Source organism: Marinobacter denitrificans (assembly GCF_008795955.1).
Classification (GTDB): Bacteria; Pseudomonadota; Gammaproteobacteria; order Pseudomonadales; family Oleiphilaceae; genus Marinobacter; species Marinobacter denitrificans.
On record NZ_VMHN01000005.1, the window covers coordinates 81,475 to 103,339 of the forward strand.

At 51.6% G+C, this 21,865-nt stretch carries 19 protein-coding genes; 9 read left to right on the forward strand and 10 right to left on the reverse strand.

Going from position 1 to position 21,865, the window contains the following annotated elements; genetic code table 11:
* Positions 1 to 63: 63 nt before the first annotated feature.
* A complete protein-coding gene (locus FO268_RS15115) occupies positions 64 to 732 on the reverse strand; it encodes a hypothetical protein (protein ID WP_150994143.1) in 669 nt (222 codons plus the stop codon).
* Positions 733 to 840: 108 nt separating this feature from the next.
* Between FO268_RS15115 and FO268_RS22845 the strand changes: the two genes are divergently transcribed.
* Entirely contained in the window at positions 841 to 990 is a 150-nt protein-coding gene (locus FO268_RS22845; protein ID WP_191966971.1) for a hypothetical protein, read from the forward strand.
* Positions 991 to 1,235: 245 nt separating this feature from the next.
* Here FO268_RS22845 and FO268_RS15120 read toward each other — a convergent pair whose 3' ends face one another.
* From FO268_RS15120 to FO268_RS15150, 7 genes are all read right to left on the reverse strand, one after another.
* Positions 1,236 to 1,859, reverse strand: coding sequence for an SCO family protein (locus tag FO268_RS15120; RefSeq protein ID WP_150994144.1), 624 nt, complete (start codon positions 1,857 to 1,859; stop codon positions 1,236 to 1,238).
* A complete protein-coding gene (locus FO268_RS15125; protein ID WP_138435657.1) occupies positions 1,856 to 2,698 on the reverse strand; it encodes a cytochrome c oxidase assembly protein in 843 nt (280 codons plus the stop codon). The genes FO268_RS15120 and FO268_RS15125 overlap by 4 nt, the downstream gene beginning before the upstream one ends.
* A 19-nt stretch (positions 2,699 to 2,717) precedes the next feature.
* Positions 2,718 to 3,356: a DsbA family protein gene (locus FO268_RS15130; RefSeq protein WP_150994145.1), complete on the reverse strand. Its 639-nt coding sequence runs from the start codon at positions 3,354 to 3,356 to the stop codon at positions 2,718 to 2,720.
* A gap of 44 nt (positions 3,357 to 3,400) precedes the next feature.
* Complete coding sequence (locus FO268_RS15135; RefSeq protein ID WP_225316747.1) at positions 3,401 to 4,393, reverse strand: arsenic resistance protein; 993 nt, start codon at positions 4,391 to 4,393, stop codon at positions 3,401 to 3,403.
* Between the two features lie 42 nt (positions 4,394 to 4,435).
* Entirely contained in the window at positions 4,436 to 5,344 is a 909-nt protein-coding gene (locus FO268_RS15140; RefSeq protein WP_150994146.1) for a cation diffusion facilitator family transporter, read from the reverse strand.
* Between the two features lie 97 nt (positions 5,345 to 5,441).
* Complete coding sequence (gene lspA / locus FO268_RS15145) at positions 5,442 to 5,957, reverse strand: signal peptidase II (protein WP_011786687.1); 516 nt, start codon at positions 5,955 to 5,957, stop codon at positions 5,442 to 5,444.
* A gap of 4 nt (positions 5,958 to 5,961) precedes the next feature.
* Complete coding sequence (locus FO268_RS15150; RefSeq protein ID WP_041343110.1) at positions 5,962 to 6,858, reverse strand: cation transporter; 897 nt, start codon at positions 6,856 to 6,858, stop codon at positions 5,962 to 5,964.
* A 674-nt stretch (positions 6,859 to 7,532) separates the two neighbouring features.
* Between FO268_RS15150 and FO268_RS15155 the strand changes: the two genes are divergently transcribed.
* From FO268_RS15155 to FO268_RS15165, 3 genes are all read left to right on the forward strand, one after another.
* Positions 7,533 to 8,522, forward strand: coding sequence for a porin (locus FO268_RS15155; protein ID WP_225316749.1), 990 nt, complete (start codon positions 7,533 to 7,535; stop codon positions 8,520 to 8,522).
* A gap of 248 nt (positions 8,523 to 8,770) precedes the next feature.
* Complete coding sequence (locus FO268_RS15160; RefSeq protein WP_150994147.1) at positions 8,771 to 10,177, forward strand: hypothetical protein; 1,407 nt, start codon at positions 8,771 to 8,773, stop codon at positions 10,175 to 10,177.
* Between the two features lie 73 nt (positions 10,178 to 10,250).
* Positions 10,251 to 11,789: a hypothetical protein gene (locus tag FO268_RS15165; RefSeq protein WP_150994148.1), complete on the forward strand. Its 1,539-nt coding sequence runs from the start codon at positions 10,251 to 10,253 to the stop codon at positions 11,787 to 11,789.
* A gap of 30 nt (positions 11,790 to 11,819) precedes the next feature.
* Here the strand turns inward: FO268_RS15165 and FO268_RS15170 are convergent, their stop codons facing one another.
* Both FO268_RS15170 and FO268_RS15175 read right to left on the reverse strand, forming a co-directional pair.
* The gene (locus FO268_RS15170; protein ID WP_150994149.1) at positions 11,820 to 13,133 is read right to left on the reverse strand and encodes an ATP-binding protein; all 1,314 of its coding nucleotides are present in this window, start codon (positions 13,131 to 13,133) and stop codon (positions 11,820 to 11,822) included.
* Between the two features lie 185 nt (positions 13,134 to 13,318).
* Positions 13,319 to 13,615, reverse strand: coding sequence for a hypothetical protein (locus FO268_RS15175; protein WP_150994150.1), 297 nt, complete (start codon positions 13,613 to 13,615; stop codon positions 13,319 to 13,321).
* A 600-nt stretch (positions 13,616 to 14,215) separates the two neighbouring features.
* Here FO268_RS15175 and FO268_RS15180 point away from each other — a divergent pair.
* From FO268_RS15180 to FO268_RS15200, 5 genes are all read left to right on the forward strand, one after another.
* Entirely contained in the window at positions 14,216 to 15,469 is a 1,254-nt protein-coding gene (locus FO268_RS15180) for a DcaP family trimeric outer membrane transporter (protein WP_225316752.1), read from the forward strand.
* Positions 15,470 to 15,759: 290 nt separating this feature from the next.
* Positions 15,760 to 17,061, forward strand: a complete 1,302-nt coding sequence (locus FO268_RS15185; protein ID WP_150994151.1) for a TolC family protein — start codon at positions 15,760 to 15,762, stop codon at positions 17,059 to 17,061.
* Positions 17,062 to 17,108: 47 nt separating this feature from the next.
* Positions 17,109 to 18,293, forward strand: a complete 1,185-nt coding sequence (locus FO268_RS15190) for an efflux RND transporter periplasmic adaptor subunit (RefSeq protein WP_150994152.1) — start codon at positions 17,109 to 17,111, stop codon at positions 18,291 to 18,293.
* 14 nt (positions 18,294 to 18,307) lie between these two features.
* Positions 18,308 to 21,415, forward strand: a complete 3,108-nt coding sequence (locus FO268_RS15195; protein WP_113880236.1) for an efflux RND transporter permease subunit — start codon at positions 18,308 to 18,310, stop codon at positions 21,413 to 21,415.
* A gap of 17 nt (positions 21,416 to 21,432) precedes the next feature.
* Complete coding sequence (locus FO268_RS15200; RefSeq protein ID WP_007151691.1) at positions 21,433 to 21,777, forward strand: P-II family nitrogen regulator; 345 nt, start codon at positions 21,433 to 21,435, stop codon at positions 21,775 to 21,777.
* Positions 21,778 to 21,865 lie beyond the last annotated feature (88 nt).

The following is a 21,865-nucleotide window of genomic DNA, read 5'->3' on the forward strand; positions in this document are numbered from 1 at the left end:
GCATTACCGGGCTGAAAACGGCCGGGACAAGTCCAGCTCCGCGCAAGACCGTCCATAAAACAATCAGAATCGCGCCCGGAAAATCACGCCCCGTCCCGTCAGGTGCCAGTTGTAGGCAATGCGTAGCGCGGAGTGCCGGTCGAGGCGTATCGAGGCGCTTTCCCAGCCCTGCATCTGGTCCCTCACACGGGTAGGCCGGGTTCGGATACGGGCCTCGTTGACCAGCATACCCACGGCAAATCTAAGTGCGCCGTCGCGCGGACGGTCATCACTCACCCCAATGGCCAACCCTGCCAGGGTGTTGACGATTAAGCCGGGCACACGGTTTTCCCAGCTTTGGATGTATTGTTGTCGCCCGGCAATGGTTCGTGCCGGTTCCAGGTTGCCGTTGTTGACTAGCTGGCTTTTCGCACCTGCATAGTCCAGCGGATCGCCGTAATATGCCCAAAGCGTACCTGCCAGACCCAACGAGGACGTGATGGTGCTAACGCGGGCATCGTATCGATCCCCCTCCTCATCGGCCTCACTGGCCAGGTAACCGTTGAGAGCGATGGACGTGGAATAGAAGGCGGTCCATCCTGCAAACCAGATATCATTGTGCCTCTCGCTTTCCTTCAGGGCGTTCGCCAGGTCGGTACTATATGGAGCGTCGTTTGCCGACTGTGACCAGGATGTAGGAACGACAAACAGCAGAAAAAGCAGTGTGAGGATACGACTCGAAGGCATTAGCATGATGGGACCATTCTTATTTTCTGTTTGCAGGGGACACCGGCAGGTGAGCGCGACTTAAACGAGCACAGTACCGGCTCGCGTTCGGTTGCTCTGAGAACTGGTCGCGATTTGGCCGATCTGACCACCGGAGGGTTTGTGTTCTATTCCCTGGCAGGCGATCTGGTGCTGCTCATTCATTTGCTGTTAAACAAAAGCGAACATTCGAGTCAGGCCTTCGTTCTCCCCCCCGAAGGTTCCAAGCTCGTCATTGGCCTTTGATTCATCATGGTTGATGGAGCAACTTTCAGGCGCCAACTAATTCCGGTATAGAGTTAGCGATAATGGGCTAAGCCGATGTTTACCCCGATTGACCTGCCCCCAGCTTTCCAAAGGCCAAAAAAGCTGGATATGTGAAGCCCGGCAAAAGATGAACATAAGCGTCCGACAATCAAATCTTGAGTCAAGGGCTGCTGCCGTATTCCGCAGCAGCTAGGCATTACTTTCCAATGGCAAGCTTCGTTAACTCAGGAATCCTCCTGAATAAGAGCAACGAGATCATGTCGAATCTCCTCGGCGCTTAGATCAGATCTCATTAACAGTCGGGGATCGCCCTCACGATCAAATACATAGATTGCGCTGCTGTGTGACACGGCATAATTTCCGTCGGGGCCGGGCTCTTCATATCCGAAGGTTGTCCGATATCGTTTAGCCAGTTGGCGAAGCTGGGGTTCTTTTCCAGTGAGCCCTACAATATTGTCACCGAAGAAATCCACGTATTTTGCGAGGCGCTCGGGCGTGTCACGTTTCGGATCGACACTCACGAACAAAGTGAGTACTTCATCCTGAAGCTCGGGGTCCAGGCCACTGGTTACCTGATTGAGTTTTTGCAGGGCGGTCGGGCAAACATCGGGGCACGAGGTGAACCCGAAAAACAGCATTCTCACGCGGCCACTGTAATCATCGCCAGATACAGACTTGCCCTGGCTATTGATCAGGTCGAATTCCAGCTCAGGCATCAAGCCACTGATGTTTTTACCGTTCCAGTCTTCCTCGTCATTGCCAAAGCAACCAGTCAGCAATAGGGATGCTATCAGCGTTAAGGTCGCCGATATGATGTTGGTGCGCTGTCGCCAGAAGCGAGTTCTCATGACGCTGTTTCCTCAAGTTGTTTGGATTGGTTGGTATATTTTCCGTCCTGATGCATGGCTCGCCGGAGCATCAGAAGAATGCCAAGAATGCTCATCATGGCCGGAGGAATATAGGTCAGCATGCCGCCCAGAAGCTGGTCGACTTCTGGATCCAGCGGCCAGGCCCTGCCACAGACTTCGTAAACGTCATAGACCATGTCACGTGAGAACACGATCCACGCCCCAAGAAACATCTGAAGCACACCCGCGGCAGCCAGAACCAACATGCGTCTGCCATACCCCAACGATGAGGTGATCGCCGGCGGTCTTGGGTCAAAGATCAACCACCAGAAGAGAAGACCATCCAGCAACATGCTCCAGTTCATGACCCAGTACAGCTCCCGGCTGAGCATGGCGTCGAAATGGATCGATGGCCACAGCCAGAAATAAATGAGCCCAACAAATAGGAAAAGGGCGATAAAGGGCTGTTGCAGAACCTGATAAACCCAACCCAGAGGCCGTAGCGCGCGCCTCCAGCCCGGGCGGATTTTTTCAAACCAGAACCGCAGGACCGGCAACGGATTGGACAGGGCGATAAGGATAGGCCCGATGTGATGAAGAATCAGATGCTGGCCCCGATGGACGAAGAACATGTATTGCGCGTAGTAATCGAAGCGCGTCTGCATCACCGCATAACAGATCAGCACCCCCAGGGTGAACGCAAAAATCCGTAGCGAGCCAGGCCGATCCTGATCCGGCATCCGAATTAGCCCGACGCCATAGAACCCCATCACGAGCATGTAGCTCAGCACGGTCAGCGGCGAGAAATCGTAGGGTAGAAGGTAGTCAAGCAGTGACATAGCGTTGCCGGTTTTGTTGTTATTCCAGTGACTCTACCTTGGATGTCACCAGGTCGTACAGTTCCTGAGGCCCCAGGCGGCTCAAGATGTCTCCGTTAACGTAGAATGTTGGGGTTCCGGAAATTCCAACCGCCTTAACGTCCGCAGCATCCTGTTGAATAATGCCGTCAATCTCGGGTGAGTTCATACCGGCCCGGGCGGCTTCTACGTCAAGCCCGGCTGACGCCGCCGCATCCCATGCTGCGGTGACCTTTGGATCATCGTGCCATTTCGGCTGTGCTTCCATAACAGCGTCAAGCACCGGTTCATAGATTCCCTGTTCACGGGCGGTTTCCAGAATTCTGACGGCCTCTTCCGAGCCTTTGTGAAACAATACGTAGCGCAGTACCAGACGCACGTTGTCCGGGTAGGCAGCCTGAATCTGTTTCACATAGGGATGCATGGCGCGACAACCTTCGCAGGATGGGTCGAAGAACTCGACAATGGTTACCGGCGCGTCCTCAGGGCCAATAACGGGAGAGTAATCCCTCACCAGTGGCGTTTTTTCAACAACAGCAGGCTCATTAGTGCCCTGAGAGCCATCGTAAATAACAAAAGCACCAGCAAAGACAACCAGACAAAAAAGAATAAGACTTATGACCAGGGTTCGGGTTCGCACGGGAGATGTTCCTATTTTCGATGAGTTTACGGGTTTCAGATTTTTCAGGTGTCCGGTAGCAGCCGACTGGGCACCCACCGCAGATAAAGCATCATTCCAAACAGTTCCACCAAAGACTGGACAACAATCACCACGACGGCCACAGCCCAGGCCTCTGGCATTGACAGTGCCAAAGGTAAAACCACGAAGGAGTTGCGTGTTCCTAGGCTGAAGATGACGGTGCGACCGGTTTCTACCGGTAATCGAAAGACCCGGCGCAGAGCCTTTCCAACCAGAGCCGCAGCTAGAAGATAGGCCGGAAACAGAATCATCAAGGGCCAGATAAGTGAGCCGGTACTGTCGATCTGGCTGACCTGTGTCATTGAGATGATGAACAGTACGACTGTCAGCAGAGGGACCGGCATCAGACCCATGAAGCGAATGAACCCGATGGCTTTTCTGGAGTTTTCGGCCCATTTTTCAGTCAGAAATGCCAGGATAAGCGGGACAATAATCAGCCCGCCAAAGGCCGGCAGGAGGTGCCGCCCAAGCTCAAGATTCACGTCGAACTGATTACCCATGAAAAGCCAGAGGTAAAGTGGAAGAAGACCCAGTTGAGCAATCAGCAGAACCGGTGTTGCCGCAATGGCTCGGGTGCTGTCCCCCTTGCCTAGGTGAGTGAAGGTGACAAACCAGTCGGTACAGGGCATCAGCAATACCAGAAGCACTCCCAACTTCAGCGCGTCATTGTCCGGCAGCGCCAATATCAGCAAGGCAGTGATCGCCGGCATGACCAGAAAATTTCCGGTGAGCAAGGCACCCATGAACCGACGGTCCCGGAACATATCAGACAGGTGGGTCAACGGTGTTTGAGTAAATGTGGCGTAGAGCAGAACTCCGAGCAACCCCCAGATTAAGTAATCCGGCACACTGTCACCGAGGGACGATGTCCAATCCACAGACAGTCCGAAAACAACAGCGATGAGGTAGGCCCAGACCTGGTGGCGTTCAATTACGTCTCGCATGGCGTGCTCGTAACCGAGTGGAATGTCGGCCATTCGCAGCATATCTGCCACACGGTACCCTTTTCAGCAGCCCTGCTAGCCATGGCCATAAGTATGGGCATCTTTGTGACTGTGATCAGGATGTTCAAACTCCAATGTTGAATGAGTGATGCCGAACTCGTTTTCCAAAGTTCGTTTTATCCCACCCTTGACTTTTTCAAGTTCATTCCAGGCACTTATTTCGACCACCACATGGGCGTCGAGGGAGGCATCATGCTCACCCATCTGCCAGAAATGTACGTGGTGAAGGTCTAAAACGCCTTCTACGTTTGATAAAGCCTCGATGACAGAATCTGTGTCGATATCCAATGGACTACCCAGCATGAGTGTCCGGATGGTTCCGCCGATTTCCGTTAGACCCAGGTAGAGAATATAGCTTGCGATACCAATTGTGATCGCGGGATCAACCCAACGCATGTCGTACAGGAGAATCAGGGCGCCGCCTACAACGACTGCAATTGACGCAAACGCATCAGACAAGTTGTGTAGAAACAGCGCACGGATGTTGACGCTGTCCTTTTGCATGGAGTAAGTAAGCAGCGCGGTCAAACCATCCACTACCAATGCGATAATGCCAAGCCAAACTACCCACCACCCCTTGATTTCCGGGGGATCTATGAATCGCATGCCACCTTCGTAGATCAAATATGCCCCGATCATTATCAAAGTGGTGTAATTTATGAGTGCCGCAACAACCTCAATTCTCCCGTAGCCAAAGGTCATCTTCGAGTCGGCCGGGCGGCGTGCAATCTTCCGCGCCGCAAATGCGATAAATAGTGACGCCATATCCGAAAAGTTGTGTATAGCGTCGGCTATCAGCGCCAAGCTGCCAGCGAAGATCCCTCCAGCGATCTGAGCCAAGGTTAGGATACCGTTCGCCCAGATAGCTACTGCAACTCTCTTATCCTTAGTATCCGGTGACATTTGAGCATGCTCGTGGCCCATTGTTTTCTCCTTGGTCGTTGCTGTTCAATTAAACGTAGTCGCAACACTCGCTAAGCCTGGCTCAGAGGGCTTAGCGAGTGTTGCGACCGCGCGAAAACTAGCCATTCTGGCGATTTTCCATGTTATTCCCGGCACCTTTCTCGGCTGTGAAGCCCGTGACCAAAATCATGGCCACGCTCAGGAGGATGAACACGTCGGCAAGGTTGAACGCCGGCCAATGCCAAGATTGCCAATGGAAATCCAGGTAATCGACAACGTAGCCTCGGAAAACTCGGTCGATGACATTTCCGAATGCACCGCCAAGTACCATCGCATAGGCCAGGGCTTCTGTTCGCTTATGGCTGTCCCGCATCAATTTGACCAGAACAGCCGAGACGACAACGGCTATCGCAATAAAAAAATATCGCTGCCAGCCCCCGCCATCGGCGAAGAGACTAAAGGCAGCGCCTTTATTCCATACGTGCACCCAATTAAAGAAAGGAGTGATCTCAACCGATTGCCCGTAAGCCATGGATTGCTGGACGAGCCATTTAATAAGCTGGTCGGCCAGCGCTACCAGTGTGGAAAAGCCGAGAAAGATAAACGTAGAAAAACTAGCACGGTGTTCAGACATCGAATTATCCTTTTAGTGCAAGGATGCGCTTGGCACCAATGAATACAATGCCTCCCACAACGCCGCCAATAACCAGATCCGGATAGTTTGAACCGGTCCAGGCAACAAGAAGCCCCGCAAGGATAACTCCCAGATTGATAACCACATCATTGGCCGAAAAGATCCAGCTGGCTTTCATGTGAGCACCGCCTTCACGGTGTTTTGCGATCAGAAGAAGGCAGCTGATGTTGGCAACGAGAGCAACAGAGGCGACGGTCATCATCATTGACGACTGGGGATCACTGCCGAACAGAAAACGCCTGCCAACCTCAACCAGTACACCGACGGCAAGGATAAGCTGGAGAATGCCAGCCACATGCGCAGCTCTGACCTGCATTTTGATGCCGTGCCCAACGGCGTAAAGAGCAAGACCGTAGACGGCAGCGTCGGCAAGCATGTCTAGCGAGTCTGCAATTAGGCCAGCAGACTGCGCGATCAGGCCCATCGTCATCTCGACCAGAAACATCAGGCCGTTGATTGCCAGCAGTATCCATAAAGTGCCGGATTCCTCAGTCTCGTTGGCATGAGACGATTCAGCCGCCCTGACGGACTCAGGGCTGGCGTCTTCTGTCTTCTGCAAGGAAGCGCCCAGACCCAGGGTTTCCAGTTTGCTGGTAATAGGTCTGACTTCGCCTTGATGGATAATTTCCAGCTTTCGATTCGATAGGTCGAATGAGAGTGACTGAATGTTGTCAAAACCCGTGAGCGCCACTCGAATCATTCGCTCTTCTGAGGGGCAATCCATTTTTGGCACGCTGTAGGTGCTGAGCTGGCTGTCTGTTTCGGCGGTGACGGGTCTCTGAAGCTCATTGTTTACGACTGAATCTTCGCTGCCACACTGTCCATCGCAGGGTTTGCTCATTTTCGCGGCTCCGGTTCTCACACAAATCCGTTATTTAAAACCCTGTAGTCACTACAGGGTCAACGTTAAGTTGTTAGTTTTTGACGACACTGGTGAACCCACCGCGATTCGACGACTTGCGGTATGACCCTGTAGTAACTAAAGAGTTGAACTGGAGTACATTAAAAGGAGTTTGAGCAACGATGAGGCAGGGCAACAAGAGCGTACTAATCCTTGGTAGCTACGGAGCTGCAGGGGCGGCTATTGCAACACTCTTGGGCAACGGATCGACAGCGACATTGTCTTGGCAGGCCGGTCGCTGGAAAAAGGGCGTGAACGGGCGGAACAATTAGATCGCCCGGGGAATACCGGGCAGAGCTGGCATCAAATTAACAAGGTGGTGTCCGGTTTAGCGGGGGCCACCACAGGGAGCGAACAGAAGAATTTAGTGAATGACCTGGCGTCAGACGGAAAGCGCTTCCGTGCCCACGACGCGATGTACGAAGACAGCCGCTTATATTCAAGTTCAATTCAGTGTCAAAGGATATAATAAAAGGTTTTGGTTTTAGGTTGTTGAAATACAAAGAAAAAATTTAAAAATGTAACAACTCTGCAATAAGTGCAAAGCACCATCTACTCAGCATTTGAAAGACTTCAAGTGTCATTTTGAATCTATCTAATCTGAAGAGGTGTCCATGAAAAAGTGTCTATCAATGTTGGTGTTTGGTGGGGTTGCAGTAACTTCAATGAATGCACTAGCGGGGGAAGGTCCTATCCTGTACGGCAAAGCCAATGTTTCGTATGAAAACCAGGACGACGGTAATAGCGATACCTGGAAGCTCCAGAGTAATGCGTCCCGTCTGGGGGTAAAAGGGGCGCTCAATACCGACCTCGAAGGCTTGGAGGCGATCTACAAGGCAGAATTTGAAATATCGATTGATGATGGAGATAAAGATGGCCAAACCTTCTCTCAGCGTAATATTTACGGTGGCTTCAAGCAGGCGAACCTTGGTGCACTGATTGCGGGAAAATTTGACACACCTTTAAAGTCAGCGCAGGGCAAGGTTGACCAGTTCAACGACCTACAGGCGGATATAAAAAATATCATGGCTGGTGAAAATCGGACCAGCAACATTGTTCAATACAGTTCCCCACGTCTGTTTGATGCTGTGGGCGTTAGTGTTGCCGTCATCCCGGGTGAAGAGCAGTCAGCTGGGGCAGAGAACGACGGACCCGCGGATGCAGTTTCCAGCTCTTTTACGTTTGAGAACGAACATTTCTACGGCAGTATTGCCTACGATTCTGATATCGAAGATTCACTGGAAGCCGATTCCAGTGGCGATAGCCGTCTCAATATCCTGCGAACCGTAGGGAAGGTCCGATTGAGTAACTTTGAGGTCGGTGCAGTTTACCAGTTAGCAGAAGAAAGCGATGGCCCTGGAGAAGATACGTCTTATCTGGTTGGCGGTGCCGTTAACCTTGAGCGTTGGAAGATCAAGGCGCAGTACGGACTGACAGAAGCTGAGACAACAAACGAGGAGCTAACCCTGCTGGCCTTGGGGCTGGATTATAAACTGGCTAGCAAGAGTAAGGTTTATGCTTACGTGTCTCAGGTGGAGGCGGACTTGGCTGACTCTGAGGACTCCACATTTGGTGTGGGCTTCGAGCATAAGTTTTCCATGTAGGGTCGAGCGCGGTCGCTGAATACAGGGAGACCGACGTATCTGAAATCTTTTCCGGATTTCAAGTTCATTTAAGGTTCGTGTGAGATCCTACGTGCGAGTTAACTAAGGTTATTTAATGGCGGGAATGCTTCATTCCCGCCTTTTTTTTGACCTTTAGTCCGTTGTTCTAGCTGGTTTTAAGATTTACGCCACGATCCGTACGAATCGGATATCACAAACAATCAAGAAAGAAACTGGAGGGGATTACGTTGAAACGCAACATTCTGGCCACTGCGATTGCAGGGATGACAACACTGTCGGGAAGTTGGGCCGCGACGGCAGCGGAGATTGAATTCCACGGTGATATGGATAACCGCTTTCAGGCTTACACCAATCAAAGAGACTGGTTTTCTGGTGGTAACTCAGGTGGCGGTACGCTGAAAGATGACGAGCCGACCGAGAGCTTCGGCGAGGTCAAATATCGCTTCTGGGCGAAAGCAACTTCCGATGACAAAAAAGTTACCGGTGTTTTTGCGACGGAGATTGGTGGCATCCGCTACGGTGAGGGCTCGGGTGGCGACTATTCCGGTGATGGTGTCAACATCGAAACACGGTGGGCTTATGTGGATTTTTTGGTGCCCAACACGCTAGATCAGCGCGTATCGCTAGGCTTGCAGCCAGTGTCAGTAAACCGACATGTCTGGAATGAAACCGCCACAGCCGCTGTTTGGAAAGGCTCACTGGGCTCTGGATTTGACTATCAGTTGTTATGGGGGCGGGGTGACTCTTCCAATGAGAGCGGCGTCGACTCAGAACAGGACGAAGGCTGGGATGGCGCGGACAACTTCGCGATCAACCTGAACAAGCGTTACTCACCGAACCTGAGCGCAGGCCTTTTCTACCTCTATCAGATGAATGATCAAATTGCTGAAGGAGTAGGTACGGTAAATAGCAGGGAATATGAACTGAAGAGCATCGCTGATAACTCCAAATATTCCGTTTCAAGCTTTGGGGTGGAGATGGATTATGATCAGGAGACGTCGCTAGGCCGCATGTTCGTGAAGGGTACGGTGATTGGCCAAAGCGGCACAATAGAGGGGGTCAATTTCGTTCCTTTGAATGGTGCTACGAATCCCAATACGAACTACGACCTTTCCACCTTTCTGGGACGCGGCGAGCTCGGGCTGCAATTTGGACCAAACCAACTGACGTACACCTTGCTCTACGCATCGGGCGATGGCAATGAGCAAGATGCGGACTTCGACGCCTTCATCGCCACGGATGTCGACTTCAGCGACAGTATGATTTTTCAGGAAAACATGACGAGCGATGACTACTTCGCCGAAACGCCCTATATCCTCGACAAAGGGTATTTCATGAACAAGCTTCAGCTCGATCATAAACTAGCGGCCAATATTACGGTCAGCGGAATGATGGTCTACAACCGCTTGGCTGAGAATATTGCACTTGCAGATGGATCGTCCTCAAAAGATCTCGGACTGGAATTTGGTTCCAAGGTCTCGTACTTCCCATACCCTTCGCTTGAGCTGTCGGCAGAAGCTGCATACCTGGCATCAGGCGATGCCATGGATGCGCTGGAGGAAACTGCCTTACAGGACGGCAAAAGCGATCAGGACATTGTTCATGTTGCCGGTCGGGTAAGGTACAAGTTCTAACAAGAACGGGGTGGTGGGAGCGCCACCCCGCTTTTGTTATACGAAATGAATCCGCATTAAGTGACTTTTTCCTATGATGACTCGTTCTGCAGTATTTGTGTTCCTGATGCTACTACTAGCTGGTGCGGTACAGGCGGTTGAGCGTGAGCATCCAGCAAAGGCAAAGGTCATTCAGGTAGATCGTGATCAAAAAGTGCTTTCCCTCACAGTCGACGATGCCACTGTTGAGGTAGGTGATTTGTTTGTTGTGTTGCGGGAGCCTGATCATGCAGGCATCCCGGAGAAAAACCTTGCAGTCATCGGTATCGAGAGTATCGGAAAGGATCAAGCAGTAGGGAAAGTGCTGTTTGGAACGATGCCCTCCGTTGGAGCTGTATCGAAGCGCTTCTACGGTATTCCGGCGGTGTTTACTGACAGAGCCGGCGATCCCAGGCCGGTAACGCCGGCGTTGAAATCCAGGTTTCCTGATCTCCTGTGGCGGGAGGAGCCAGAGGCGTCAAGTGATCTGCCATTGGTGCGTTTTCAGGTTACTGGTAGAGGTCAAGCCGTCGCGACCTACAATAACACCTGGTTGGTCGGCATTGTACAGACCGATGCTGAAGCACATCGGGTAGGTTCAGTTGAGGGGGAGGCTTCATCGTCTCCATATGCGAAGCTGCCAATCAATGCAAAGTCGTTGTCCGCGTTTCGTTCTGGCAGCGATTACTATTTTGCGGCGGAGCATGGAAACAAACTCAGCTTTTTCCTTGTTGATTCCAGCGGGGCTGTTCAGAGCCTGGCGTCCATTGAGGTGCCCCGTCGGGAGAAAGTCATCCGAATGGACTGGTACGTTTCAGAGAACTCATATTACCTCATTTTGAATCAGTGGAATGGCCGTAGTGTTTCAAGTTCTTTGATCCAGTTGGCCGAGGGGAAGGCTGAAACCATCGGTTTCATTCCCTTAATCTTGGGATTGCAGGATTTGGACGCTGACGGTCGCCGGGAAACTATTCTCGGGCAGTCTTTCTACTCAGAGCAGGGGTTTGGTTCAGAGATCTATAAAATATCAATCTCACCGAACGGGCCTGATCTTGAGAAGGCCGTTCATGAAGAATTAAGCCAGTACACGCCAGTGTTCCGGGTAATCGGTGCCGTTGTTCAGAACGAACCGAGACCTTTGAATATGGTGACCGTCTCCCAAGGGAAGGTTTCATTTTTCCCTGCTGGCACCGAGGGCCCACATCTGGACTATGAGATTGGAAGCCGGGTGGCAGGCACGAGTATGACTTACGACGTGTCGCCTGAGTTGGTGTTTAGTCCGAGGCAAACACTATTTTTGCCGAACCTGCTCGTACGCTCCGGTGGGGACGCAGTTAATATCGGGATTCCACAGGAATCCAGTGCAGCCGAAGATATGATAGGTGTTTATGATACTCGAGTTGATTGGTTGACGCTGAGATCCGGGAAATCTCCCAAAACGCAGTCAACAAGTCTTCTAACGTCGGTTCCGGTGTCCCCCGTATCAGGCAATACAGAGTTATTCTTTATGTCGCCGGATGAAAACTCAGTTCAAAGTGACAGTTTTGACGTTGAGACGTTGGTGTATCGGGCTGCTATGCCTACTGGTCGCTGACTAAAGCTGGATAAGTTGCCCTTGTAGTCGTCAAATGCTTCTGGGAAGCTCGATTAGAACCCGAAGACCGCCTTTAGGTGATGTTGAAAAGTGCATGGCGCCACCGTAGTCATTTATGATTTCCTGAACGATTGAAAGTCCAAGACCGTAGCCAGGAGTTGTTTCATCCAATCTTTTCTGGCGCCTGGTAAGATCGGCAAGTTGGTGTGAAGCCACTCCTGGGCCGTCATCTTCAACAAGAATAGTCAAAATGTCATCGTGAAGTTTCAAGTGTAGATGAGCTTCCTGGGAGCACCATTTGCTAGCGTTATCAAGAACATTGCCCAAGATCTCATTAAAATCACGCTCATCAATTGGCCAGACAAGCTCTCTGGGTAATCTTTCTTGAAGATGGATCTGTTTGTAAGGATAGATTCGGCTGACGACGTCCACCAGTGCCAGAGTTCTCTCAATGATTGGTGTCGCCTTTCCAATGTACTGACCGGACATTTCGGTTTTTCTCATTTGAGTGTCGATCAGCTCGTGCATTTCAGACAGTTGAGACTTAATTTGACTCGCGATTGTGGTGGGAATGGCTTCGTCATTGATCATGGAGTTTATGACGGCAAGGGGGGTTTTTAAGCTATGAGAAATATCTGCGGCTAGGTGGCGTGAACGGGCAAGTTTTTTGTCGTACGACTCTAATAGACGATTAAGATGTTTGACAAGTTCATCGAATTCTTCAGGTACGCTCTCATCCAGTCTATTACGCTCACCCTTTTTAAGCGAAGTTAATTGGGCGCTCATCATTTTTAAAGGTTTTAGTGCGATAGTTACCCCAATAAATATGATCATTGATATCGTAACGAGAATTGTAAACGATATGATCCATATAATAACATGGATTTTGTCAAGTGTGTTTGGGGAGTAGGAGCTTCTTTCAATTATAGTAACGCTTAGTTTATCTTGCCTTTTATTAAACATTTTGTAGTAGCCAAGGATTGATCGATCATCATCCGATATGTGAAAAATTCCAGGCTTTCTGAACGATTCTACCACCTGTAATTTCGGTTTAATGTTCTCGCTTGTAAAACTCCGGCCTTGACTGTCTTCGATGTGAACAGAATATTGAGACAATGAAAAATTTCTGAGAGAGGATTTTGTAATTACTTCTTTATCATTGGTTAGTATCTTTGAGAGCTGGTTAGCTGCAGCCTGTAGCTGCTGTCTGTGAAGCTCGTCATGGATATAGTCGATTAAAAGGGTGTGTGAGAAGAATATTAGCCCGGTACACGCGAAACCCGTTAGTGTCAGAAAAGTAAGCAGTTTCCGTTTTATTGAAGGGCGTCGTTTTTTTCTGGGCATGTTGTCTGCCAAGCAGTTGGTTAGAAGTTGTTATCGATTAAATCTAGGACTAAAAAAGCCGCACTACAAAAGTAGTGCGGCAAGACGGAATGGTGGAGACCATTCACGATGCAACTGGCTTTGAAACGTCATTTATCGAAAGAATTTTCTTCTTAAATCAACAGGCGCTTAGTGCGAAACTTGTTCTAATGACTAAACTGATCTTTTGAAAACTGGTCCAATTCAGATAGATTGATATCTCCCGATTCGATCATCTCGTGATAGATATCGTCCTTATTCGATAGCATCAATTTTCGGCGAGCCTCCATGCCCACTTCAGATGCGGCTGCCTGTGTCATTACTCTATGCTGTCTCTTCATGTCCTGAATGCCGCTTTCGGAAAGCATGTTTTGTGCCAGCTTACCACTATTGGCCTCAGTGGCATGGAGACTTCCTGCAGCCAAGGTTAATGCTAGAGATGCGAGAAAGAGATGTTTTCTCATAGAGTCACCTTTAAGTTGAATGATCTTCCCATTTATGAAAACAGATGAACTTTAACTCAGCTTGAAAAAATAAAATTAGATCATGAAAAGAGAACACCGTTAGAAAAACGTTGCGACGGGATCGTTAATACAAAGGTATTAAAGAGCATTTTTTTCAATTTCGTTTCAAGTTCACCTGCTATACATGGCACGTCGTTGATTTGGCGAAAAGTGCGAGATCAACGACCCACTTACCGGAAGTGGCCTACAACTGAGACGCGCTAGTGTGCTGTCTGGTTAATTCGTTTACCTACTGAGGTCCTGAGAATCTGGAAAGCAAGGCGCAGCGGCGAAGGTGTGGTGGTTCCACGTCAAGCCGGTGCAACGCCGCTAGCCAGATTATCAGGGCCTCCCGCCGGGCGAGCTTATGAAGGCTTTGGATCTGCGTTGCTGCTCTTCGACATGGAACCACCATGCCTTCAGATCAGCGCCTTGCCCAAAGCCTTCATAAGCTCGCAGTAGGTTAACGAATTAACCAGACAGCACACTAGGGGTCGGTTTGTTCGATGCCAATTACCGGTCAGATGAAATACAACGAAGGCTCATGGAGACTGATTTACAATGCAAACTAATAAACTCAGGTTAGCGATGAGAGCGACACTGGCGCTTGCGGTAACGGGTCTGCTGGCCCCGTCTGTTCATGCGCAATCTGCAACTGAACTTCAGACACAAATAAATGATTTGCAGCGTCAACTGGATGGCATGGCGGAAAGCAAGGGTTCGGAAGGTTGGATGGTGCCCGGCACCAATACCGCCGTAACAATCGGTGGTTATGTCAAGCTGGACATGATTTACGATTTTGATCAGGACATGGGTGACAGTCTTTTCGTAGCTGGCCTCGACACGGCTAACGATGAAAGCGATCCTTCTTTTCGCGCCCATGCCCGGCAGTCACGTGTCCGCATCAAGACAACCACTCCAACCGACGCGGGCGAGGTAAAGACCACCGTTGAAGGTGACTTCTACGGTGGTGGCGGTAACGAAATCTTCTCCAACTCCAGAGGCCTGCGTATACGTCACGCCTATGGCGAATTGAACGGTCTGCTTGCGGGTCAGACTTGGAGTAACTTCATGCAATTTACCGCATATCCGTCTACTGTTGATTTTGATGGCCCTGTAGGTGTTTCTTTTATTCGTCAGGCACAGCTGCGCTACACGATGCCTCTTGGCGGTGGCGCTAACTTCTCAGTGTCCGCTGAGAATCCGGAAACCACCGGATTTGAAGACTCTCGCGATAATGCGCCGGATCTGACTGCCAAGTACAAGTGGGCAGGCAGTGCAGGTGGCATTGAAGTTGCCGGCCTGGCACGTTCGCTGCAGACTGACTCTGCAACTGCTACGGGCGATGATAACGCCTTTGGTTATGGCGTTTTGATTGCTGGTCGGCTAAGCCTGACCGACGCCACCACGGTCATGGCAGGGGCGATCTTTGGTGACGGCGTGGGTCGTTACATCTACAGTTCCTTCAGCAATAATGACAGCAGCGCTAGCCGCACTGGTATTGGTGAAGCATACATCGACGCCAACGGCGATCTTGAAACCATTGAGGCATACGGTGCCAACGTTGCTATCAGTCAGCAGTGGACGCCGAAGTTCTCCTCTGGTCTGTCCTATGGGCGCGTAGAGGGCGATCAGCCAGCAGATCTGTTCCCGAACTCCTTTGAAACCCTGCAAAGCGTTCACTTCAGCAACTTCTACAAAGTTGCTGACCCGGTAACGCTGGGATTGGAGCTTTCCTTCGCAGACAAAGAGTTGGCCAATGGCGAATCTGCTGATAACACTCGCCTGCAACTGGCTGCGCAGTTCGATTTTTAATCGTTCATAGTGTTGCTTCACATAATTGGACCCAACGACGGGCTGAAATAGGCCCGTCGTTTCTTATCTGCGCTCCCTCCCATGCGCTGGACGATGCCCTCCTCTTTTGTCTCTTTCTTTCACCTCTTTTTGGCGTATACCCCGCCATAGTTTCGTTGAACTCCGTACGAGTTTAGGTGTGATGGCGCCGAATTCAGACTGATTTAAAGGTCTGTCTGTAGGGTTGTCTTGGTAGTTACGGCGAAAACGCTGATTCATGTATCTCAGTCAAATAGCCAGGATGATATTGAATGAACAAACGACTGTTGTTGTGGGTGCTGATAGTACCCGGAGTCTTGAACGTCATACCTTCGGTGGCTGCCACTGCCGGGGAGAGCGTTTCACTCAAGGAGTTCCAGCGAGCCAAGGCCAGCCAGTCTGTCTCCTTGAATGAGGCAATGGCAATGGCATTTGAGAATAGCCCGGTGTTGGCGTTGAGACGGGCTGCAGTGTCCATGCAAGAAGCTGAGCTCGACCATGCCAGCCGCTGGGCGCCAAGCAACCCAGAGCTTGAGCTGAGTGGCCGTGATAATCCAGATAAGGCAGATCAGTCACTGAATTACGAGGTTCGGGTTACTCAGGAAGTCTGGATGGGCAATCGGGGCGATCTCGGTCAGTCGCGTGCTCAGAGCGCTCTCACTTCTCAACAGCAGGAACTCGAATACCTGAAAGTGGCCACCAAGGCGCGAGTGCGGTCAGCTTACTTCAAGATACTGCTTGCTCAGAAAGAGCTGGAAACTGCAACCCGCACCGTTGAGCTGATGCGTCGAACCAAAGAGCTGGTTGAGGTGTCCGTTGAGCGGGGTAAGCAGACTCGAATTGAGCTCAATACCGCCGTCATTGGCTTGGCAAGAGCTAAAAATCAAAAGGCTGAAGCGGCGCAAAAGCTTAGGCAGTCAAAAATTGACCTGACGGAAGTTCTTGGAGTGTCCCCCTCCGATGCGGTTGGGGTGACGGGAGAACTCAATGTAGTTCGTGCCAACTTGCCACCAACTAATCGGCTTGTCGCGATGGCTCAGCGCCAGAGAGGGGATCTGAAGGCGGCGGCCGAGAGAATTGCTGCGAATGAGTCCAGCCTGGAACTGGCCAAGAGCCTGACGATTCCGAACCTGAAAGTATTCGGATTCTACGAGCGGGAGGAAAGATCCAACCTTTTTGGTGCAGGTGTGTCGATGCCTCTGACCGTGTTTCATGATTATTCCGGTGAAAAAAAGAAGGCCTCGGCTCAGTTGAAAATCTCCGAGCTTGAGGCCGAGGCGCTACGTTTGGCTACTGAGCGCCAGGTCGTATCCGCTGTGGCCCAGTACGAATCCGCCGCACGCAGATTGCGCCAGATGAACGAGTCGATTCTCGAACGTTCGGAGGAAACGCTGCAACTGATGCAGAAAGCCCTTCAGGCGGGAAAAGTCGATGCTTCCGATGTCCTGGCCGCCCAGGACAATCTTTTGTCGGTGAGGCAGGAATACGTCCAAGTGCAACACGACTATATCGACGCCGTCCGGGCATTGGAAGTGAGCACCGGTGGTGCCCTTTCAATGTCATCCGGGTCCTGATGAAAAAAATTAATGGTTGAACATTCTCTTACATCGAAGGTGTTTAGATGATTCGAAATATGCAGATATTGTTTGTCGCGATCAGTTTTCTGGTCTATCAGCCACTGGTGTCTGGCGCCGAAAACGCCGAAGGAGGGCAGCACCAAGAAGATGAGGCTGGGCACGCGGCTGAAGGCAGTGAGGCTCGCGAGGTTCACCTGACTCCAGAGCAGCGGGAGTTGCTCTCCGTGCAGACTGTAACGGTGCCCCGAGGTCGTGCTGATAATATCGTTACTGCGCCAGCTGAAGTTCATTATGTTCCGGATCGCGTCGCTGAGGTAGGGCCGCTATTGCAGGGAAAGCTTACGAGACTGGCTGTTGATCTGGGGGACCAGGTTGAAAAAGGCCAGTTGTTGGCCACGTTAAACAGCGTTGAGTTGGCTCGCATTCGTTCCCGCCTGAACTCGTTGAAAGCTCGGAAAGAAGCCGCGACTGCGGAGTATCAGCGAGAAAAGCAATTGCGGAGTGAAAGCTTCACCAGCGAAGAAGAGTTCCTGGACGCCAAGGCCGCTTATCTTGAGATTACAGCGGAGTACGATTCAATTCGTGAGCAACTGGAGGTTTTTGGCAGTGATTCGTCAGGCGCAGATAGCAGTCTTGCACAGTACGCGCTCCGTTCTCCTATCCAGGGGCGCATTGAGCGCATGGATGCCCGGTTGGGCCAAACCTTAAGCTCTTCAGATACGCCTTTTACCGTAGCTGATACCTCTGTGGTGTGGGTGATGTTGCAAGTTGCCGAAACTGACATTGGCAGGGTATCCGTCGGAGATGAAGTTCAGGTCTTCTCAAAGTCGGTTGCAGACCGCTTTCACACCGGGGAAGTGTCCTGGATCTCAAATGAGCTTGATGAGGAAACCCGCACCATTACGGTTCGCGTTGTACTCGAATCCCCCAACGGCGACCTTCGTCCAAATACCTATGCCAAAGCGAGAGTCATGACTCAATCGGCGGCATCACTGCCCCTAGTTCCACACGATGCCGTGCAAACCATCGATGACGAGTCCGTTGTATTTGTTCCGGGTAATGAAGGGGGAGCCTACAAGGCGGTTCCAGTCACTCTTGGTAAGGAGGCTAACGACTGGATAGAGATTAAGTCCGGCATCAGCGCAAACACGGAAGTGGTCTCAGTGGGCGCTTTTGATCTGATGTCGGCCATTACCGCCAGTGGCCGCAGCGCCGCTCACGGACACTAATACTCGGGGGGAGCATGATCAACGCAATTGTGAATTATGCGCTGAACAATCGTCTGATGACGCTTGTCTTTGCTATCGCCGTGATCGTTGCCGGCGTATTTTCATTTCAAAAACTGCCGGTGGATGCGTTTCCGGACGCGACACCGACCATGGTTCAGGTATTCACTACCAGTCCTGGATTGTCGCCGGTTGATATCGAAACGCTGATTTCCTATCCCGTTGAGATCAGCATGTATGGTATTCCCAAGTTAGAAAAAGTGCAGAGCACGTCGATTTTCGGACTTTCGCGGGTGACCATCTATTTCGAAGATGGCACCGATATCTACTTCGCCAGGCGGCTGGTAAACGAACGGCTATCCGAGGCCAAGCGCCAGATTCCCAAAGGGATGGGGGAACCCGAACTCGGGCCCATCGCAAGCGGTCTTGGGCGCATCCTGATGTATTCCCTGGAAGCTGAGGATAAAGATCAATACAGCCTGCAGGAAATTCGCACGATTCAGGACTGGATTGTCAAACCCCAGCTCAGGACCGTGCCGGGCGTAACCGGTGTGCTTTCTATCGGCGGCGAGGTAAAGCAGTACCAGGTCAATATTGATGCGCAGAAGCTTCAGGCAAGGAACCTGACGGTGTCTGATGTTCGCGGTGCCCTCACCCAGAATAATCGTAACGTTGGCGCCTCATTCATTACTCGAGGAGGTGAAGAGTACATTGTCCGTGGTTACGGCTGGGTCAACTCCGGTACCGCAGGCATCAAAGATATCCGGAACATCATTGTGTCCAAGAGTGAGGGAGAATCTCCTATTTACGTCAAGGATGTGGCGGAGGTTGGCCTTGGACCGGCAATTCGCCGTGGCGCAGAGGTGTCCTCAGGTGAGGAGTCCGTGGGCGGCTACGTGATGAAATTGATTGGTACCAACACCAGTCAGGTTCTAGAGGATGTCAACTCAAAAATCGATGATCTGAACAAGTCACTTCCTGAAGGGCTGAAAATAGAAGCGTATTACTCTCAGGCAGACTTGGTGGGCAAGGCTATAGGCACTGTCGAGAAAGCGCTGCTTGAAGGCTCGGTTCTGGTGCTGGTTTTTCTCTATCTGTTCCTGGGTAATATTCGTTCCACACTGATCGTGGTGGCGACGTTGCCGTTGTCTGTACTCTTTGCGTTCATTGCTATGCGCATGTCGGGCCTGTCGGCCAACCTGATGAGTCTGGGGGGGCTGGCTATTGGCATCGGCATGATGGTGGACGGCGCTGTCGTGATGATAGAGAACATCTTCCGACACCTTGAGGAGCGATCCGATGAAAAGATCAGCGTTCTGAGGCTTGTAGGTGAGTCAGCCCGGGAAGTGGCTCGTCCGATCGTGTTTGCGATTGGCATTATTATCATCGTTTTTCTTCCGTTGTTTACGCTACAGGGCGTTGAGGGCAAGCTGTTTTCGCCCATGGCCTACACCATCAGCTTTGCGTTGATCGGTGCGCTGTTACTCGCGTTGACGTTGGTGCCTGTTCTGGCCTCCCTGACATTCAAGATGGGCGGGCGTCACAAAGAGCCGAAGCTGGTTCTGTTCCTGAACCGGCTATACAAGCCGGTAGTGAATACTGTCGTCAAAGCCCCTAAGATTGTGATGGGCGTTGCCGTCATTGCTTTTGCCGGCAGTCTTCTGCTGTTTCCCTATCTCGGGAGCGAATTCGTGCCCACGCTCAGGGAAGGCACGTTCCAGATTCGCTCGACACTGCCTCCTGGAGCCAGTCTTGAATCCGCCATCAAATATGGCAAACGGATTCAGTCCGTTGTAGACGAATTTCCAGAAGTCACCGGCACCTATGCCAGGATCGGTCGTGCCGAGGTCGGTGGTGATCCTGAACCTGTGAACGTTGTCGCGACGCTTGTCAATCTGAAGCCCCTGGATCAGTGGCGAGAGGACGTGAGCTACGAGGATCTCCAAAGCAGGATTGCCGATGCTTTGGATGATCGGGTTCCTGGGCTTGCCAACAATCTGTCCCAACCGATTCAGCTCAGAACCGACGAACTCCTGTCAGGCGTTCAGGCGCAACTGGTTGCCAGCATTTTCGGCGACGACCTGGACGAGTTGGGCCGGATCGGCAGGGAAGTGGCGGCACTGGCGCAAGAGGTGCCGGGTGCAACGGACGTCCGCGCTCAGCAGAGTGCGGGTAAAAAACAGATCGTGATTCGCCCCGACCGTGAAGTACTGGCGCAGTTCGGCATCAGCGTCGATAACCTGATGAGTACGGTTGAAACCGGTATAGGTGGTAAAGGCGCCGGGCTGGTCTTCGACGGTGTCCGTCGATTTGAGATTTTCGCCCGGCTGCAAGAGTCCTATCGCGGGTCCATCGATGAAATCAGAAAGCTTCCCCTCAGGGGCAACAGTGGCGAGCTTATCCCGCTTGCACGGGTGGCCGATGTTGAAATGTACGCAGGCCCCAAGAAAATTTCACGCTCCAATGCCAGTCGCCGTCAGTACGTGCAGATGAACGTGCGTGGTCGCGATATGGGCGGTGTTGTTCAGGATTTGCGCAAGCGGATCGAGGAGCAAGTGGATATGCCGCCGGGGTATTTCGTGGAGTTCGGCGGTCAGTTTGAGAACCAAGAAAGGGCCATGGCGCGGCTAGCGATCGTTGTGCCCATTACCCTGGCGCTTATTTTCCTGCTTCTCTTTTCTGCATTCAGTAGTCTTCGCTATGCGGCGCTGATCTTCATGAATGTGCCCTTTGCGGTTACTGGTGGCATTGTCGCGTTGTTTGTGACGGGGCTTTACCTCTCCGTGCCCGCTGCTGTGGGGTTCATTGCGGTGTTTGGCGTAGCCGTACTGAACGGTGTGGTAATGGTGAGCTACATCAATCAGTTGCGGGACGAAGGCTACGAAGTCACTGAAGCAGTCAAGCTGGGCGCTCAACGTCGTTTGCGGCCGGTTCTGATGACAGCCTCTGTGGCTATTCTGGGGCTGATTCCCCTGCTGCTGGCCGATGGCATTGGCTCTAATGTCCAACGGCCACTGGCAACGGTTGTGGTTGGCGGTCTGATCACGTCAACGCTGCTGACGTTGGTAGTGTTGCCCAGCGTGTATCAATGGTTTGCATCCGAACGTCGTGACGTTGAAGTCTGATAGTCAGGAGGCGGTTTATGTATGAAATAAAAGCGTATGTCAGAGAAGTGATGGCAGAGCATGTGGTTGATGCTCTGGCCAAAGTTAAGGGGGTGGCAAGCATTGCTGTCGTGTCTCTCAACGAATTTGGTCATCTGGTTGGCGATGAATCGCCTCTGGAGAAAGTGCAGATGGTCAAGCTGGAAGTAGATGTAGCGACCGATGCTGTTGCCGATGAAGTTGTGGACATCATTGTGCGAACGAGCAGGACCCGGGATGGACACCCGGGGGACGGCAAGGTACTGGTATCCCGACTGGTTCAGGCCGTTCGTATTGAAGACGGGGCGACCGACGAAAGCGCACTCCAACCCACTTCAATCTAGCCCCTTCCTGAAATGAGACGGTGGCATCGCGGCGATTGGTCGCGAGCTGCCGTTCTTAGCCTCATTGAGAAGCGCTACAAAGAGTTTT